The sequence below is a fragment of the Rhizobiaceae bacterium genome (assembly GCA_023953845.1).
GTDB lineage: Bacteria > Pseudomonadota > Alphaproteobacteria > Rhizobiales > Rhizobiaceae > Arvimicrobium.
Map to the genome: position 1 here is coordinate 2223125 of JAMLJC010000001.1, position 16712 is coordinate 2239836.

The window sequence follows — 16712 nt, forward strand, 5'->3', positions numbered from 1 at the left end:
GATATGGCGGCGGGCAAGGTCGAGGGCCAGAAGAAACGGTCGCGCAAGAAGAACAAGCTGTCGCCGGTCGGCGCCTCGCCCGGCACGCTCGTCGCCGATCCCGGCGCCAGGCAGCCGGTCCTGACCCTGACGGCGATTTCGCCGGACCGCCAGGTCACCCTTCCCGAAGCATCCATCGATCTCGTGCGGGAATATTGCAGTGAGTGGCCTCTGCTCTGGCTCGATTGCGCCGGGCTGGCCGATGTCGGGCTGGTCGCCGAGATCGGCGAGCTGTTCGGCCTCCATCCTCTGGCGCTCGAGGATACGGTGAACACCGGACAGCGGCCGAAGGTCGACTTCTTCGACGACCACACCTTCGTCGTCGCCTCGATGATCGACGACGCCGCGACCAATCGCTACGAGCAGATCTCGATCTTCTTCGGCGAGAGATTCGTGGTGACGTTCCAGGAGCGCGAGGGCGATCCCTTCGACCCTGTGCGCAAGCGCATCGAATCGTCGAAGTCCCGGCGCCTGCGCACCCGTCCGGCCGACTATCTCGCCTATGCGCTGCTCGACGCGGTCGTCGACAGCTATTTTCCGGTCATGGAGGATGTGGCGGAAAAGATAGACGCCTTCGAGGACGAGATGCTCAACGCCTTCGACAAGAGGCAGGCGAGCCGCCTCCACCTCATGCGGCGCAACATAATCGTCGCCAAGCGGGTGCTCGGACCGATGCGGGACGCTGTCGCGACCCTGGTGCGCGCCGATGCCCAGTTCATCCAACCGGAAACGAAGATCTACCTGAACGACACGCTCGACCACACGACGCGCCTCCTCGACATGGTCGAGATGTACCGCGACGTGCTCACCGGTATGATCGACATGCACCTGTCGCTGAGTCAGGCCAAGACGGCCGAGGTCATCAACCTGCTGACGCTGGTGTCGACCATCTTCATCCCGCTGACCTTCCTCGTCGGCGTCTGGGGCATGAATTTCGATCCCGACTCGTCGCCATGGAACATGCCGGAGCTGCGGGCCTATTTTGGCTATCCGCTGGCCTTGTTCTTCATGCTCATTGTCGCCGTCTTTCTGGTGCTCTACTTCCGCTGGAAAAAGTGGTTGTAGGCCGCTAGGCTTGATTGCGTCGGGCGGTGCTCTTTTCTGAAAGTTCGCATAGAAGATGATTTCCGGCACGGTGGACGCGCATGAAGGCTGACTCGGGACGCCTGCCCCGCGCTTCCGGGTCGCTCTCCATCACCATATTGCTCGGTCTGCTCATCGCGGCGGCGGTGGTGCCGCCGTTGCTGCTGTCGGTCTTCCTGATCGATCGCAACAACCGCGCCCAGAACGAGGTCGTCGAGACGCTGGCGGAAGCTGCCGCCGGCGCCGCCGTGCAGACGGTCGACAGCCAGCTGCAGGGCATGGTCACCACGCTGCGAAGCCTTTCGACCTCGAAGTCGCTGAGCGACGGCGACATGCGTTCGTTCTACGAAGGCGCGAAGACCGCGCTTTCCGACACCGAATCCTACGTCATCGTGCTGGACGCCGAACTGAACCAGATGCTCAACACGCGCCGGCCCTTCGGCGACGTGCTGGGCACCACGTCGGAGCCCGTTTCGGCGCTCAGGGCGCTGGAAACCGGCAAGCCGGTCATTTCGGACGGCTTCCTCGGCCGCACGGCGCAGAAATGGGTCTTCAACATCATCCTGCCCTGGACGCCGAAGGGCAAGGACCCGCTGCTCCTCATCCTGACCCAGAACGCCGAGACGCTGTCGAGCGCGCTGTCGATGGAGAATCTGCGCGGCGGCTGGAACGCGGCCGTGGTCGACAACAACAGCATGGTGATGGCTTCTACGCTGATGTCTTCCGACATCGGCAAGCCTTTCCTGCTGAGCGAGGCCGCGGCCGGCGACGGTCCCGTTCACCGCGAAGCCGTGAAGGACGGCAAGGATTACGATCTGATCATCAAGGCCTCGCCGCTCAGCGGATGGCGCGTCATCCTTTGGGCCGAGCGCGACGCGGTGCAGCGGCCTCTGGAACGCACGTTGCGGCTGCTGATGCTCGGCGGCCTCGCCATGATCGCCGTCGGCGGGCTGGCGGCCTGGCTTCTTGGACGGCAGATCTCGAAATCCGTGCGCAGGCTGGCGCGCGATGCCCAGCGGCTGGGCGCCGGCGAGGAGGTGAAGGCCACGGTCTTCCCGGTGCGCGAGCTCACGACCGTTTCCGCGGCCATGGCGGAGGGCGCTGCGCAAAGGCGCGCCGCCGAAAGCGAGATACGCTTCGTGATGCGCGAGGTGGCGCACCGCTCGAAGAACCAGCTCACGGTCGTCTCCTCCATCGCCAAGCAGAGCGCCCGGAACGCGCGCGGCGTCGCCGAATTCAGCGAGAGCTTCCAGCAGCGGCTCATGGGTCTTGCCCGCTCCACCGATCTCCTGATCGCAGGCAGCGCCGCCGGCGTGGAGTTGCAGGAGCTCATCAATGTCCAGCTCGAGCCCTTCCGTCCCGCCGACACGTCGCGCACCACCGTATCGGGGCCGAAATTCCGGCTGTCCTTGCAGGCGGCCCAGACGCTCGGCCTCGCCATACACGAGATGGCGACCAACGCCGCCAAATACGGCGCCTTTGCCGCGCCGGCGGGGAGGCTCGCGGTGAGCTGGTCGGTCAAGGACGGCATGCTCGTGCTGCTGTGGCGCGAGTTCGTGCCGAATGCCGCCCCGCCTTCCGACCGCAAGGGGTTCGGCTCGCAGCTCATCGAACGCATGCTGGTCGGCGCGCTCGATGCCGAATACACGCGCGACTTCCGTGCCGACGGGCTGGAGGCGCGTTTCGCCTTCCCGGTCGAGAAGCTGAAGCCGAGCCCGAAGGCCACAGAGGAGCCCGCTGGCGAGGCATTCTGAGCCGTCACGGCGGCCTTCCGGAATACATCTGGCGTTTTCCCTTCAATTCCACTATATGCGCCGCAATGTTGCGGCGATCGCAACATCCACCGGCCCCTGCTGGACGACATCCCGGCTGTGGGCGTCCCGTTTCCTGAAGTTCAGAAAGGAAGAATCCGATGTCGATTACTGCAGAGCGCAAGCAGGCGCTCATGACCGAGTTTGCAACCGCCAAGGGCGATACCGGTTCTCCGGAAGTTCAGGTTGCCATCCTCTCCGAGCGGATCAAGAACCTGACCGAGCACTTCAAGGACCACAAGAAGGATAACCATTCCCGCCGTGGCCTGCTCGCACTGGTTTCCCAGCGCCGCCGTCTGCTCGACTATCTGAAGGGCAAGGACGAAGGCCGCTACTCGACGCTGATCGAAAAGCTCGGCCTGCGTCGCTGACGAACTATCGGACGCCGGGTCCTCTCTGAGCGCCCGGCGTCCACGCATGAGGGCCGGACTCTGGCCGGCCCGCCGTTCCAGGCTTGAGGGCAACGCCCGGAACGTCCCATGGACAGGTCATGGGGCAGGATTGCAGGACGCTCGGCAGGCGCTTCCGGAAGCGCCGGTTGGTCGAGCCTCCCGTTGTCTTGCCCGTGGCTCGTCCGCCGTACGAAGCCAGGGAAGCATTCGTCGTGGCCATTGGGAATGGCCGCGCGCTTCCCGCATATGAAGGACAGGATATGTTCAATCACCACAAAGTGGAAATCGAGTGGGCAGGACGCCCGCTCACCCTCGAGACCGGCAAGATCGCGCGTCAGGCCGACGGCGCCGTCCTCGCGACCTATGGCGAGACCGTCGTCCTCGCGACTGTTGTCTCGGCCAAGGAGCCGAAGCCGGGCCAGGACTTCTTCCCGCTGACCGTCAACTATCAGGAAAAGACCTATGCCGCCGGCAAGATCCCGGGCGGCTACTTCAAGCGCGAGGGTCGTCCCTCCGAGAACGAGACGCTGGTCTCCCGCCTGATCGACCGTCCGATCCGCCCGCTCTTCGCCGATGGCTACAAGAACGACACGCAGGTCATCATCACCGTCATGCAGCATGATCTGGAGAACAATCCGGACGTGGTGTCGATGGTCGCCGCCTCGGCCGCGCTGACGCTTTCCGGCGTGCCCTTCATGGGCCCGGTCGGCGGCGCGCGCGTCGGCTACATCAACGGCGAATACAAGCTCAACCCGCATATCGACGAGATGCCCGAGTCCAAGCTCGACCTCGTCGTCGCCGGCACCTCGGATGCCGTGCTGATGGTCGAGTCCGAAGCGCAGGAACTGCCGGAAGACGTCATGCTCGGCGCCGTCATGTTCGGCCACAAGGGCTTCCAGCCGGTGATCGACGCCATCATCAAGCTGGCCGAAGTCGCCGCCAAGGACCCGCGCGACCATCACCCGGAAGACCTGAAGGAACTCGAGCAGACCATGCTCGGCCTGATCGAGGACGAGCTGCGCGCCGCCTACAAGAATGTCGACAAGCAGGCGCGCTACGCCGCCGTCGACGCGGCCAAGGCCAAGGTCAAGGCCACCCTTCTGCCGGAAGGCGCGGAGAGCGCCCGCTGGACGGCCGAGCAGGTCGGCTCGGTCTTCAAGGAACTCCAGGCCAAGATCGTGCGCTGGAACATTCTGGACACCGGCAGCCGCATCGACGGCCGCGACCTGAAGACGGTCCGCCCGATCGTCGCCGAGGTCGGCGTCCTGCCGCGCACCCATGGTTCGGCGCTGTTCACCCGTGGCGAGACGCAGGCGATCGTCGTCGCCACGCTCGGCACCGGCGAGGACGAGCAGTTCATCGACGAACTGACCGGCACCCGCAAGGAGACCTTCCTGCTCCACTACAACTTCCCGCCCTTCTCGGTCGGCGAGACGGGTCGCATGGGCTCGCCCGGCCGCCGCGAGATCGGCCACGGCAAGCTTGCCTGGCGCGCCGTGCATCCGATGCTGCCGGCTGCCGAGCAGTTCCCCTACACGCTGCGCGTCGTCTCCGAGATCACCGAGTCCAACGGCTCGTCCTCCATGGCGACCGTCTGCGGCACCTCGCTGGCGCTGATGGATGCCGGCGTTCCCCTAGCGAAGCCGGTTGCTGGCATCGCCATGGGCCTGATCAAGGAAGACGAGCGCTTCGCGGTCCTCTCCGACATCCTCGGCGACGAGGATCACCTCGGCGACATGGACTTCAAGGTGGCGGGCACGGCCAACGGCATCACCTCGCTGCAGATGGACATCAAGATCGACGGCATCACCGAGGAGATCATGAAGGTCGCTCTCGGCCAGGCCAGGGACGGCCGCCTGCACATTCTCGGCGAGATGGCGAAGGCTCTTTCCGAGAGCCGCGGCCAGCTCGGTGAGTTCGCCCCGCGCATCGAGGTGATGAACATTCCGACCGACAAGATCCGCGACGTGATCGGCTCGGGCGGCAAGGTCATCCGCGAGATCGTCGAAAAGACTGGCGCCAAGATCAACATCGAGGATGACGGCACGGTGAAGATCGCTTCGTCCAACGCCAAGGAGATCGAGGCGGCGAAGAAGTGGATCCACACCATCGTGGCCGAGCCGGAAGTCGGCGAGATCTACGAAGGCACGGTCGTCAAGACGGCCGACTTCGGCGCCTTCGTCAACTTCTTCGGCCCGCGCGACGGCCTCGTCCACATCTCGCAGCTTGCCGACGCCCGCGTCCAGAAGACCACCGACGTGGTCAAGGAAGGCCAGAAGGTCTGGGTCAAGCTGATGGGCTTCGACGAGCGCGGCAAGGTCCGCCTCTCCATGAAGGTCGTGGACCAAGCGACCGGCAAGGAGATCGTCCGGGAGAAGAAGAAGGACGAGGCCGAAGACGCGGCCTGATCGCCTCGTCGGTCCTGTTTTTCAAAGGGCGCGGCGGCCACGCCGCGCCTTTTTCGGTTGCACGGAACGCTCCGCGCGGAAGATGATCGCTCCGGCTCATCGCTGATGGAACCATGATCTCGGACCGGCTGAAAACGCTGCTCTATCCGCTCGGACAGGAAATCCTCGCGCTGCCCGGCGATGGGCGCGTCCTGTTTGTCGGCGCGGAGTCCGGCCTCGCGGAATACGCCGGACTGGCGGGCATGGACGTCACCTGTGTCCAGGGTTTCCGTCCCACCTTTCTGGCGCTGGCGGCGGAGGGCTGGAAGACACTGCCAGAGCCGGAGGGCGAGGATTACGACGCCGCGCTCGTCCTGGCCGGCCGGCACCGCCGCCAGAACGAGGCGTGGATCGCGGAGGCCCTGCGGCGCGTGCGGCCAGAGGGATTGGTGCTGGTCGGCGGCGCGAAGACGGATGGAATCGCAAGCCTGCGCAAGCACATCGCGGAGTTTTTGCCGGAGGCCGGACATGCGTCAAAGCACCATGGGCTGGTATCCTGGCTGCGGAAGGACGGCAGTGCTGAACGATATATCGATGATATATCGCAGGAAAATCAAAAAGCTGTCGCCTTAGCAGGCGGCCTCGCACCCGATCGATCAGCCGCATTCGAGACCGCGCCCGGCATGTTCTCGCATGGGCATGTCGATGCGGGATCGGCCTTGCTCGTCCAATGCCTGCCCGCCGATCTTTCGGGCAGGGCGGCGGATTTCTGTGCCGGCTGGGGGTATCTGTCGGTCGCGCTCGCACTGCGTGCGCTCGACATCAAAGGCATCGATCTCTACGAGGCGGATCATGCTTCGCTCGAAGCGGCGCGCCGCAACATGGCGGCGTTGGCATCCGATATGCCCGCGCGCTTTTTCTGGCATGATCTTGTCAACGAGCCGGTCCGGGACCGCTACGATCTTATCGTCATGAATCCGCCCTTCCATACCGGCCGGGCGGCGGAGCCGGCGTTGGGCGAGGCGCTGATCCGTGTCGCGGCGCGCTCGCTCGGACCCGGTGGACAGCTCTATATGGTCGCCAACCGTCAGCTACCCTATGAGGCGGCACTCGCGCAGGCTTTTTCGTGTGTGGAGAAATTGCGCGAGGAGCAGGGTTTCAAGGTGTTTCGCGCCCGCCGCTGAGCCTTGAAGCGCGTCGCGATCCTTTCGGAGGCGCTTCTCACCCAAGTTCTTGTCTTAATCAGTGCACCGTCGATGCCGGCCCGACGCCGGTCGTCTCCGACGCGGGCAGCGGGGCAGGGCGGCCGAACAGATAGCCCTGCACAACGCGGCAACCGGCTTCCCTCAAAAGCGCTGCCTGACTCTCGGTCTCGACGCCCTCGGCGATCGTGTCGACGCCGAGGGCGCGCGACAGGTCCACGATCGAGGAAATGACCGCGCCGCTGCTTGTATCGGTCTCCATGCGGCTGACGAAGGAGCGGTCGATCTTCAGCTTCTGGAACGAGAAATCGATGAGGAAGCTGAGGTTGGAGTAGCCCGTGCCGAAATCGTCCACGGCGACCGAAATGCCCATTCCGGTGAGTTGCTTCAGGATCTCGGCGGCCCGGTCCCGGTCCTGCATCATGGCCGACTCGGTCACTTCGAGTTCGAGGCGCGAAGGCGCCAAACCCGCTGCCTCGATCGTCGCCTTCACCGTGCCGACGAAGTCGCGCGTCATGAACTGCACCGGAGAGATGTTCACGGCGACAAAACAGTCTTCCGGCAGCAGTCTGACGGCATCTTCGCAGGCTGTCCTGAGCACCCAGTTGCCGAGCGGCGCGATCATGCCCGTCTCCTCGGCGACCGAGATGAACTCGTTCGGCGGGATCATGCCGCGTTCGGGATGCTTCCAGCGGATCAGCGCCTCGTAGCCGACGACCCGCGCCGTGCCGAGATCGAGCTGCGGCTGGTAGTGGAGATGGAAGTCGCCGCGCTCGAAGGCGGTGTTGAGTTCGGCCTCAATCCAGCGGCGATGGTCCGCGACCCTGCCCATGTCCGGATGGAAGGTGGCCCAGGTGCCGACGCCCGTCGCGCGGGCATGGCGCAGGGCGAGGTTGGAACGGCGCAGCAGCAGCGCCGGGTCGGTGCCGTCTGTCGGGATCTCGACGACACCGATCGACAGGTTGATCGACTGCATGTGCGTCGGCAGGCGGTAAGGCTGCATCAGCTTCTCGATCAGCGACTGGATGAACGGTTCGAGCCGCTGCCGCATCTGGCTCTCGGTGACCAGCACGGCGAACTCGCCGGCGCCGAGCCGCCCGACCACGGCGCCTTTGGGCATCGCATCCTCGATCCGCCGGGCAAGACTATGGATCAGCTTGTCGCCGGCGGCGTAGCCGATCGCCTCGTTGATCTGCTTGAAGCGGTCGATGTCGATGTCGAGGAGATAGATCGACTTGCCGGTCGTGGCGGTTTCCTCGGCCGCTTCGGCCACACGGTCGATCATGGCCGTCCGCGCATAAAGTCCGGTCAGCTTGTCGATCTGGGTCTCGTGGAAGACATAGGCGGCGGATTCGTCGACGCCAGCGTAGAAAGAAAGCGCGGCCAAAGCCGCCGCCAGCGCGCTCAGCGAAATGATGATGATGCCGACCGGCTCCGCAGGCAGCACGGCGGTGTCCGCGCCGAAGCTGTACCGCAGCGCGGCAGCAGCCAGCACAAGGCTGCACAGGCCCGAAGCAGCGATTGTGACGAGACGGAACGTTCTGCTCCGCTTCGGATTCCTGATAGGCGAAAACATGCAGGCTCCCCGTACCTTGCAGTTGTACCGCCTCAATCCTTAATTCGGGCTACCGCAGGTCGATCCAAGTTTAGACAAAGCGGGAAAGCTGTGGAATCGGACAGCCGATCCCAGTCCCGACCCTAGTCCTTGCCGGCGTCGGTGCGCTTCAGTTCCTCGAGCGTCGGCATCGAAACGATGTGATACCCTGCGTCGACATAGTGGATCTCGCCCGTGACGCCGCCGGACAGGTCCGAGAGCAGATAGAGCGCCGACCCGCCGATCTCTTCCAGCGTCACCGATTTGCGCAGCGGCGAATTGCGCTGCTGGTAGGAGAACATGTAGCGCGCATCCGAAATGCCCGCGCCGGCGAGCGTGCGCACCGGTCCGGCCGAGATGCCGTTTACCCTGATGCCGCGCGGACCGTAGTCGCTGGCGAGGTAGCGCACGCTCGCTTCCAGCCCCGCCTTGGCCACGCCCATGACATTGTAGTTCGGCATGACGCGCACCGATCCGGCATAGGTGAGCGTGATCATCGAACCACCGTCCGGCATCAGCGCGGCGGCGTGGCGCGCGACCTCGGTGAAGGAGTAGCAGGAGATGACCATGGTGCGCACGAAATTGTCGCGCGTCGTGTCCGCATAGAGGCCTTTCAATTCGTTCTTGTCGGAAAAGCCGATGGCATGGACGACGAAATCGAGACTGCCCCATTCCGCCCCGAGGGCATCGAAGGTCGCGGCGACGGAAGCGCTGTCCTCGACGTCGCAGGGCAGCAGGAGTTTCGTGCCGATCTTTTCCGCCAGCGGCTTCACACGCTTGCCGAAGGCTTCGCCCTGATAGGTGAAGGCCAGTTCCGCGCCGTGCTCGGCGAGCTTGCTGGCGATGCCCCAGGCGATCGAATGGTCGTTGGCGACGCCCATGATCAGGCCGCGTTTGCCCTTCATCAGTGCGGTCATGCCGAACAGTCCTTAGAAATGTGAACAGTGAACGGTGAACAGGGACCAGTGATCCGTGAGGCAGGGACGGTGGGACATCCGTTCACTGCTCACTGTCCACTGCTCACCCGGTATAGCGCTGGAACACCAGCGTCGCGTTGGTGCCGCCGAAGCCAAAGGAGTTCGACAGGACGGTATCGATCTTCGCGTCGTCGATGCGCTTGCGCACGATCGGCATGCCCTCGAACTCCGGATCGAGAGTCTCGATATGGGCGCTCTCGCCGATGAAGCGTGCCTGCATCATGAGAATGGAATAGATCGACTCCTGCACGCCCGCCGCGCCGAGCGAATGACCGGTCAGCGACTTGGTCGAGGTTATGTTCGGCAGCCTGTCGCCGAAAACCTCGCGAATGGCGCCCATCTCCTTGCTGTCGCCCACCGGCGTCGAGGTGCCGTGCGTATTGATGTAGTCGATGGGCTGCTTCACCGTCGCGAGCGCCTGGCGCATGCAGCGCACCGCGCCTTCGCCGGACGGCGCGACCATGTCGTAGCCGTCGGAAGTGGCGCCGTAGCCGACGAGTTCAGCATAGATTTTCGCGCCACGCGCCTTGGCGTGTTCCAGTTCTTCCAGCACCACCACTCCGGCGCCGCCGGCAATGACGAAGCCGTCGCGATCGACGTCATAGGCCCGCGACGCAACCGCAGCGCGGTCGTTGTATTTGGTCGACATCGCGCCCATGGCGTCGAACAGGTTCGACATCGTCCAGTCCAGGTCTTCATGGCCGCCGGCGAACATGACGTCCTGCTTGCCCCACTGGATCATCTCGGCGGCGTTGCCGATGCAGTGCGCCGAGGTCGAGCAGGCCGACGAGATGGAATAGTTCACGCCGTGGATCTTGAAGGTGGTGGCGAGCGTCGCGGATGCCGTCGACGACATCGCCTTCGGCACCGCGAACGGCCCGATGCGCTTTGGGCTGTTGTTCTTCAGCGTGATCTCGGCCGCCTCGAAGATCGTTTTGGTCGATGGGCCGCCGGAGCCCATGATGATGCCGGTACGCTCGTTGGAGACATCGCTCTCCTCGAGGCCCGCATGGGCGATGGCCTGCTGCATGGCGACATGGTTCCAGGCGCCGCCCTTGTGCAGGAAGCGCATGGCGCGCCTGTCGATCAGTTCGGTCGGGTCGAGCGTCGGATTGCCCCACACCTGGCATCTGAACCCGAGCCGTTCGAATTCGTCCGAATGGCTGATCCCCGATTTGGCGTGACGCAGCGAGTCTTCCACCTCGGCGGCGTTGTTGCCGATCGACGACACGATGCCGAAGCCCGTCACGACGACCCGTCTCATGCTGCGCTCCTCGTCAATTCCTGATATGTCCTGACCTAGGCTGCGGACTGCCGGGACAGGCCGACCTTGAGGTCGGTCGCCGAATAGATCTGCTCGCCATCGGCCTTCAGCCACCCGTCGGCGATGCCCAGTACGAGACGGCCGCGCATGACGCGCTTGAAGTCGACGCCGTATTCCACCAGCTTCACCGATGGGGTCACCATTCCCTTGAATTTCACTTCGCCGGTGGAGAGCGCCATGCCCTTGCCGGGCTCGCCCAGCCAGCCGAGGAAGAAGCCGGTCATCTGCCACATGGCGTCCAGCCCGAGGCAGCCCGGCATGATCGGGTTGTCGATGAAATGGCAGGGAAAGAACCACTTGTCGCGGTTGATGGCGAAATCCGCGCGGATGAAACCCTTGTCGAACGCGCCGCCAGTCTCGCTGATCTCCGTGATGCGATCGAACATCAGCATCGGCGGGTATGGCAATTGCGCATTGCCGGGGCCGAACAACTCGCCTTTAGCGCAAGCCAGCAGATCTTCATAGTCGTAGCTGGATTTCCGATCTGCCATTCCACTCCCCGGTCTGGCCGGCGTTATCCCTCACCGCCGGTCCGCTGTTCCTATCACACAGTGTTTCGGGTCGGAAACACTTGGTAGGCGATAATTCGTAGCGGAAAGGCCGTCAACGGCGCTATTGATCGGGTTTGCACGACCGAATATATGTCAGGAATGCTGGAATTTCAGCAGGCCGGCCCATTTCGCTGGCTCAACGGTTCCGCTGGGCATGAGGACAGGCGACTGACGGTGAGATCACAGACGATCGATCAGCGTGTGCGGGACGCGGGGCTTCGCCCGACGCGGCAGCGAATCGCGCTCGCGACGCTGCTCTTCGCCAAGGGCGATCGTCATCTTTCGGCGGAGGAACTGCACGAGGAGGCGCTGGTCGCCGGCGTTCCGGTCTCGCTGGCGACGGTCTACAATACGCTGCATCAGTTTACCGAGGCCGGCCTGCTGCGCATTCTCGCCATCGAGGGCGTCAAGACCTATTTCGACACCAACACGTCGGACCATCACCACTTCTTCATCGAAGGCGAGAACCGGGTGTTCGACATCGACGCCGGTCCGGTGCGCGTCGAAAACCTTCCGGAGCCGCCCGACGGCATGGAAATCGCCAACGTAGATATCGTGATTCGCCTGCGTCCGAAGCGCGGCTGACCAGTTTGGGCACAGGACGTCCGGACGCGTCAATTCGACCCTTTGCCGATCAGTCCTTGATCGTCTCGCCGGGATAGGCGCCCCAGATCTGCGACTGGCTGAGCCAGCCCGTATAGCGGTCGAACGTCACCTGACACCATTCGCCGTTGCACACCTTGATCGTGCCGACGACGCCGGGCTCGAGCACGGCCACCGTGGAAGCCGTCTCGTCCGGCTCGGACCGAAGCGCGAGGCGGGCATCCTTGCCGCGCTGCCACGGAGCCGCGATAGCGGTGCGCTTGCCGGAAAGCAGCGACTGGTTGACCCAGCCCTCCGAGCCGTCCGAATCGCGGACCTTCCGCCAGTTGTCGAACTCCTGGATGATCTCCATCGGCAGGCCGGTCTTCAGATACATCCAGTCCACCGCGTAGGTGACGCCGGGGCCGACGCGCGAATTCACGCGGCCGGACTTCAGGCTGACGAAGCGCGGGAGCGGCAGGCCGCTGGGACCGAGCGTGACGCTCTGGTTCGCCGCGGCTTGCGCCTGCGGCACCGGAACGCCGGCGGAAACGGCCGCAAGGGCCACTGAACATGCCGCAACGAGCGAACGGAACGACATCGGACGGAACACTGCCTACCTCTATTGCCAGCGGGGACCACGGCCGGCAGGGCCGGCCATTTTTCTTTGTCATCGGCCCGCTCGCTTGTTACAGAGTGGCACGGGCAGGGCCGGCTTCAAGTTTCGCCGGAGTTGGTTAAAGAGGTCTCAACAGGACCCGGATCGAGGAAACAATGGCCGGCAGGAAGAAGCCACTTGTCGTCATAACGCGGAAGCTTCCGGACCCCGTCGAGACGCGGATGCGCGAGCTGTTCGATGCGCGCCTGAATGTCGACGACCGGCCGATGACGCAGCCGGAACTCGTCGCCGCCGTGAAGGAAGCGGACGTGCTGGTGCCGACGGTCACCGACCGCATCGACGAGGCGCTGCTAGCGCAGGCCGGCGAGCGGCTCAGGCTGATCGCCAATTTCGGCAACGGCGTCGACCGGATCGACGTGGCGGCGGCGACGAAGCGCTCGATCACCGTCACCAACACGCCCAACGTGCTGACCGAGGACACGGCCGACATGACCATGGCGCTGCTGCTCGCCGTGCCGCGCCGCCTGACCGAGGGCGCCAATATATTGAGCACCACGAAATGGCCCGGCTGGTCGCCGACCTGGATGCTCGGCCGCCGCATCTGGGGCAAGCGCCTCGGCATCGTCGGCATGGGCCGCATCGGTACGGCGGTGGCGCGCCGCGCCAAGGCCTTCGGCTTGTCGATCCACTATCACAACAGGAACAGGGTCACGCCCGCCGTGGAAGACGAGTTGGAGGCGACCTATTGGGAAAGCCTCGACCAGATGCTCGCCCGCATGGACATCATCTCGGTGAACTGCCCCTCGACCCCGGCCACGTTCCATCTTCTGTCGGGCCGCAGGCTGGCGCTGATGCAGCCCACGGCCTACATCGTCAACACCGCGCGCGGCGACATCATCGATGAATCCGCCCTGATCCAGCTTCTCCAGGACAACAAGCTCGCCGGCGCCGGGCTCGACGTCTTCGAGAACGAGCCGGCGGTGAATCCCAAGCTGCTGAAGCTCGCCAACAAGGGCAAGGTGGTCGTGCTGCCGCATATGGGCTCGGCGACGCTGGAGGGCCGCATCGACATGGGCGAGAAGGTGATCATCAACATCCGCGCCTTCGTCGACGGCCATCGCCCGCCGGATCGGGTTCTGCCGAGCCGCGTCTGATCGCTCGACGCGTGTCGCGATCCTGATGCCTTAGCAGCCGAGGCGGCCCTCGGCGTCGATCGTCACATCCCGCCCGGCGAAGCTCGCAAAGCGGCTGCGGTCGAGCCTGACCGCAACCGGCGTGTCCCAGCCCATCTCCCGCGCCACGATGAGGCCGAGCAGCAGGATGGCGTCCGGCTCGTGCAGCACGAGCGCGGCCGGCGCATGGCCGCCATGCACCAGTTCCATCAGCACGGCCGACGCGGAGGACGAACCGATCGTGCCGGGCAGGAAAAGCACGCTGCCGGCCACCGACTGCCCGCATTCGGGGTGGCGCACATCGATGATTCGTCCACTTTTCGGGTCTATGCCGCCCCAGAAACTGATCGGCGCGGAGAGGATGAGGGCGGGACCTTGTCCCGGTTGGCCCGGGACCAGCAACTCGGCCTGCAAGGAAGGCGCAAGCGCGTTCACAGCAGCGTCTCCAAAATGACCGGTCGTCCGGCGACCGCGCTTTCCACGCAATCGCGCAGCGTTCCATAGACGACGGCGTAGCCGGTGTTGCCGGGCGCATAATGCGCGAATTTTCCGGAGTTGGTCATCAGGATGCCGCCGGTCCTGTCGGCCAGGATCGGCGTGACCACCACACAGGTGTCCGCCACGACCACGACGCCGGCGGCTTCAAGCGTCTTGCGGCGGCCGTCGCGATCGAGCTCCGACACGACATAGCGGCCGGTGCAGGCATAAAGCGGCACCGCGAGCCGTCTGCCGGCAATGTTGCGTTCGAGCGCATCGAATTCCGCCAGCGACAGATGCGGGCTGCCGATCGCGACGGCGTCAATAAGATCCGGTCGCTGCGCCGTTGACAAGCGCCCGAGGGCGTCCCGCGCCATGTCGGGCGTCACCACGATCGTCTCGACCGGAAGCGCGCCGCAAAGGGCGGTTTCCACATCCGGCGCTTCCGGCGTTACACCCGCCATGTGAAAAAGGCCGACCGAGCCCGAGGATGCCGCCGCCGCCCCGAAAGCCTTCAACGCGTCTTCGCCGGGGTGCCGGGCAACGCCGGTGACGACACCGATGGCCGTACCGATGCTCCGGCCGTACAGGCTGCCGAGCACAGGCCACGCTGCCTCCGAGCGCAAAAACGTAAGCGGAAGCTGACATATATCGAAAACCACTGTCGCCTTCCGGTTTTCCGGACGATGCAACCCGTAGTCCGGCGCGCGCCCGACGATGGCGCAGGCGATGTCAAGGAAATCGCCGTAGCGGTTGGTGCGTGCTCCGAGCACCGAATTGCAGAAGACGACGGCGTTGGATTCGCCCCAGGCGACATCGACGCCTTTCGCCGGACGGTGCCCGGCCTGATAGGGGGCACAGGTCCAGCTCTGTTCACAGCCGAGCCTCCGGTAAGCCTCCATCATGCGCCGCGCCATGCCGCGCTCCGGCTCTTCAAGCCGCACGCGGGCGCAGCCGACGAGATCCAGCGCTCCGACATTGAGCGTCGAACGCACGGCGACCTTCGCGCCGCGCTCGACCAGACGCTCGGCGAAGAGTGTGCCGGAATCGCCGTGATAGAGCGCGCCGTCTATATGCGCGGAGGCGACCGGGATGAGGCGCGGCGCGCCGAGCAGCCGCGCGCTTTCGGCCATGATGCGCATGGCGATCGCCGCTCCGTCATCGCCTGCGGCGATCGCACGTTCTTCCCCCGTGAGAACGAGGCTCACGCAAGAACCTTCCGCATGGTAAGCGACGTGTAACGTTTGTAGCCGGGATGTGCCGTTCGCGCGATTTCACGGAAGCCCAGCCGTTCGAACATGCGATGGTTTTCGATCAGCTCGATGCGTGTCTGCAACTCGATGGCCGTCTTGCCGGCCGTTATTGCGTGGCGCTCTGCTGCCTGCATAAGCGCTTTTCCGATACCCTGGCCGTGGCAGTCCGGCTCGACCGCAAGCTTGCCGAGATAGAAATGATCGCCGCGATCGGCGAGGAAAGCGCAGCCGACAAGCCTGTCGCCTTTACAGGCGAGCAGCATCGTCTCGGTCGCGGCCCTGTGTCCAAGGCTTTCGGGCGTAAGTGCCAGCGCCGACGACGGCGGATCGATGCGTCCGTCCATGTAGGCGAATGCGCGCAGGATCAGCGCGAGCAATCCGGTCCAATCACTGAAATCGTGGGAATTTGCGCGAATAACGAGACGATCCGCGGAATGCGTGCCGGGAAATGTCGCGACCGATGTCATGTCCGTGCACGTCCGTATTTCATCGTGTCGAAGCGGGCGGCGAGCGCATCGTAGAGCAGCAACCGGCCGACGAGCGGTTCGCCGACGCCGGTGATCAGCTTTATCACTTCCATGGCCTGCAACGTTCCCATCACGCCGGTGAGAGCGCCGACGATGCCCGCTTCGGCACAGGAGGGCACGAGGCCGGTCGGTGGCGGCTCCGGGAACAGATCGCGATATGTCGGGTTCGACTTACCATTATCGTCCGTCTCGAAAGGCTTGAGCACGGTCAGCGATCCGTCGAAGCGCCCGACCGCGGCGTGGATGAGGGGTTTCTTCTCCGCTGCGCAGGCGTCCGCCACCGCATAGCGCGTGTCGAAATTGTCCGAACCATCAGCCACCATGTCGTACTCGCGCACGAGACCGCCGGCATTTGCGGCCGTCAGGCGGAGGTCGTGCAGTTCGACCCGGACATGCGGGTTGATGCGGCGGATGGCGTCCCGCGCGCTTTCGCCCTTGGGCCGGCCGACCGCTCCGGTCTCGTGGATCACCTGTCGCTGGAGATTGGAAAGCGAGACATGATCGTCATCGACGATGCCGAGCGTCCCGACGCCCGCGGCGGCGAGATATTCGAGAACGGGCGCGCCGAGCCCGCCGGCGCCGATCACCAGAACGCGTGCGCGCTTCAGCGCCTGCTGGCCGGCGCCGCCGATTTCCGGCAGCACGATGTGGCGCGCGTAACGCTCGAGCTCTTCAGGTGAGAGGGGCGGTGCCTCGTGCCTTGTCATGGCGGCAACATAGCG

General features: G+C 64.7%; 16 protein-coding genes. 7 read left to right on the plus strand and 9 right to left on the minus strand.

What is annotated here, in order from left to right:
• Window positions 1-3: 3 nt before the first annotated feature.
• The 5 genes from corA to M9955_10865 all read left to right on the plus strand — a co-directional run bounded on the left by corA (window position 4) and on the right by M9955_10865 (window position 6896).
• Window positions 4-1104, plus strand: a complete 1101-nt coding sequence (gene corA, locus M9955_10845) for a magnesium/cobalt transporter CorA (GenBank protein MCO5082139.1) — start codon at window positions 4-6, stop codon at window positions 1102-1104.
• 80 nt (window positions 1105-1184) lie between these two features.
• Window positions 1185-2876 carry a histidine kinase gene (locus M9955_10850; GenBank protein ID MCO5082140.1) on the plus strand — a complete coding sequence of 564 codons (1692 nt, stop codon included), beginning with the start codon at window positions 1185-1187 and terminating at the stop codon, window positions 2874-2876.
• 158 nt (window positions 2877-3034) lie between these two features.
• Window positions 3035-3304, plus strand: a complete 270-nt coding sequence (gene rpsO, locus M9955_10855; protein ID MCO5082141.1) for a 30S ribosomal protein S15 — start codon at window positions 3035-3037, stop codon at window positions 3302-3304.
• 281 nt (window positions 3305-3585) lie between these two features.
• Window positions 3586-5733: a polyribonucleotide nucleotidyltransferase gene (pnp, locus tag M9955_10860; protein ID MCO5082142.1), complete on the plus strand. Its 2148-nt coding sequence runs from the start codon at window positions 3586-3588 to the stop codon at window positions 5731-5733.
• A 113-nt stretch (window positions 5734-5846) separates the two neighbouring features.
• Window positions 5847-6896: a class I SAM-dependent methyltransferase gene (locus tag M9955_10865; protein MCO5082143.1), complete on the plus strand. Its 1050-nt coding sequence runs from the start codon at window positions 5847-5849 to the stop codon at window positions 6894-6896.
• Between the two features lie 58 nt (window positions 6897-6954).
• Here the strand turns inward: M9955_10865 and M9955_10870 are convergent, their stop codons facing one another.
• From M9955_10870 to fabA, 4 genes are all read right to left on the minus strand, one after another.
• Window positions 6955-8490, minus strand: coding sequence for a bifunctional diguanylate cyclase/phosphodiesterase (locus M9955_10870; protein MCO5082144.1), 1536 nt, complete (start codon window positions 8488-8490; stop codon window positions 6955-6957).
• Between the two features lie 122 nt (window positions 8491-8612).
• On the minus strand, window positions 8613-9425 hold the full coding sequence (gene fabI, locus M9955_10875) for an enoyl-ACP reductase FabI (GenBank protein ID MCO5082145.1): 813 nt from the start codon (window positions 9423-9425) through the stop codon (window positions 8613-8615).
• Window positions 9426-9528: 103 nt separating this feature from the next.
• Complete coding sequence (fabB, locus tag M9955_10880; GenBank protein MCO5082146.1) at window positions 9529-10749, minus strand: beta-ketoacyl-ACP synthase I; 1221 nt, start codon at window positions 10747-10749, stop codon at window positions 9529-9531.
• 35 nt (window positions 10750-10784) lie between these two features.
• On the minus strand, window positions 10785-11300 hold the full coding sequence (gene fabA / locus M9955_10885) for a 3-hydroxyacyl-[acyl-carrier-protein] dehydratase FabA (GenBank protein ID MCO5082147.1): 516 nt from the start codon (window positions 11298-11300) through the stop codon (window positions 10785-10787).
• A gap of 234 nt (window positions 11301-11534) precedes the next feature.
• On the opposite strand from fabA, the gene M9955_10890 reads away from it, so the two are divergent.
• Window positions 11535-11945: a transcriptional repressor gene (locus tag M9955_10890; GenBank protein ID MCO5082148.1), complete on the plus strand. Its 411-nt coding sequence runs from the start codon at window positions 11535-11537 to the stop codon at window positions 11943-11945.
• Between the two features lie 49 nt (window positions 11946-11994).
• Here M9955_10890 and M9955_10895 read toward each other — a convergent pair whose 3' ends face one another.
• Entirely contained in the window at window positions 11995-12543 is a 549-nt protein-coding gene (locus M9955_10895) for an SH3 domain-containing protein (GenBank protein ID MCO5082149.1), read from the minus strand.
• Window positions 12544-12716: 173 nt separating this feature from the next.
• On the opposite strand from M9955_10895, the gene M9955_10900 reads away from it, so the two are divergent.
• On the plus strand, window positions 12717-13715 hold the full coding sequence (locus M9955_10900) for a D-glycerate dehydrogenase (GenBank protein MCO5082150.1): 999 nt from the start codon (window positions 12717-12719) through the stop codon (window positions 13713-13715).
• Between the two features lie 30 nt (window positions 13716-13745).
• Here M9955_10900 and M9955_10905 read toward each other — a convergent pair whose 3' ends face one another.
• The 4 genes from M9955_10905 to M9955_10920 all read right to left on the minus strand — a co-directional run bounded on the left by M9955_10905 (window position 13746) and on the right by M9955_10920 (window position 16697).
• Window positions 13746-14168, minus strand: a complete 423-nt coding sequence (locus M9955_10905; protein MCO5082151.1) for a DUF126 domain-containing protein — start codon at window positions 14166-14168, stop codon at window positions 13746-13748.
• Window positions 14165-15418 (minus strand): aconitase X catalytic domain-containing protein, encoded by a 1254-nt coding sequence (locus M9955_10910; protein ID MCO5082152.1) that lies wholly within the window; start codon window positions 15416-15418, stop codon window positions 14165-14167. The genes M9955_10905 and M9955_10910 overlap by 4 nt, the downstream gene beginning before the upstream one ends.
• Complete coding sequence (locus M9955_10915) at window positions 15415-15807, minus strand: GNAT family N-acetyltransferase (GenBank protein MCO5082153.1); 393 nt, start codon at window positions 15805-15807, stop codon at window positions 15415-15417. Before M9955_10915 ends, M9955_10910 begins: the two co-directional genes overlap by 4 nt.
• Window positions 15808-15926: 119 nt before the next feature.
• Window positions 15927-16697: a molybdopterin-synthase adenylyltransferase MoeB gene (locus M9955_10920; GenBank protein ID MCO5082154.1), complete on the minus strand. Its 771-nt coding sequence runs from the start codon at window positions 16695-16697 to the stop codon at window positions 15927-15929.
• Window positions 16698-16712 lie beyond the last annotated feature (15 nt).

Excerpts from the sequence above, each read along its gene's own strand:
- fabI (MCO5082145.1), bottom strand. The coding sequence starts at position 9,425 with ATGACCGCACTGATGAAGGGCAAACGCGGCCTGATCATGGGCGTCGCC.
- fabB (MCO5082146.1), bottom strand. The coding sequence starts at position 10,749 with ATGAGACGGGTCGTCGTGACGGGCTTCGGCATCGTGTCGTCGATCGGC.
- M9955_10920 (MCO5082154.1), bottom strand. The coding sequence starts at position 16,697 with ATGACAAGGCACGAGGCACCGCCCCTCTCACCTGAAGAGCTCGAGCGT.
- pnp (MCO5082142.1), top strand. The coding sequence starts at position 3,586 with ATGTTCAATCACCACAAAGTGGAAATCGAGTGGGCAGGACGCCCGCTC.
- M9955_10915 (MCO5082153.1), bottom strand. The coding sequence starts at position 15,807 with ATGGACGGACGCATCGATCCGCCGTCGTCGGCGCTGGCACTTACGCCC.
- rpsO (MCO5082141.1), top strand. The coding sequence starts at position 3,035 with ATGTCGATTACTGCAGAGCGCAAGCAGGCGCTCATGACCGAGTTTGCA.
- M9955_10850 (MCO5082140.1), top strand. The coding sequence starts at position 1,185 with ATGAAGGCTGACTCGGGACGCCTGCCCCGCGCTTCCGGGTCGCTCTCC.
- corA (MCO5082139.1), top strand. The coding sequence starts at position 4 with ATGGCGGCGGGCAAGGTCGAGGGCCAGAAGAAACGGTCGCGCAAGAAG.
- M9955_10900 (MCO5082150.1), top strand. The coding sequence starts at position 12,717 with ATGGCCGGCAGGAAGAAGCCACTTGTCGTCATAACGCGGAAGCTTCCG.
- M9955_10865 (MCO5082143.1), top strand. The coding sequence starts at position 5,847 with ATGATCTCGGACCGGCTGAAAACGCTGCTCTATCCGCTCGGACAGGAA.
- fabA (MCO5082147.1), bottom strand. The coding sequence starts at position 11,300 with ATGGCAGATCGGAAATCCAGCTACGACTATGAAGATCTGCTGGCTTGC.
- M9955_10870 (MCO5082144.1), bottom strand. The coding sequence starts at position 8,490 with ATGTTTTCGCCTATCAGGAATCCGAAGCGGAGCAGAACGTTCCGTCTC.
- M9955_10895 (MCO5082149.1), bottom strand. The coding sequence starts at position 12,543 with ATGTCGTTCCGTTCGCTCGTTGCGGCATGTTCAGTGGCCCTTGCGGCC.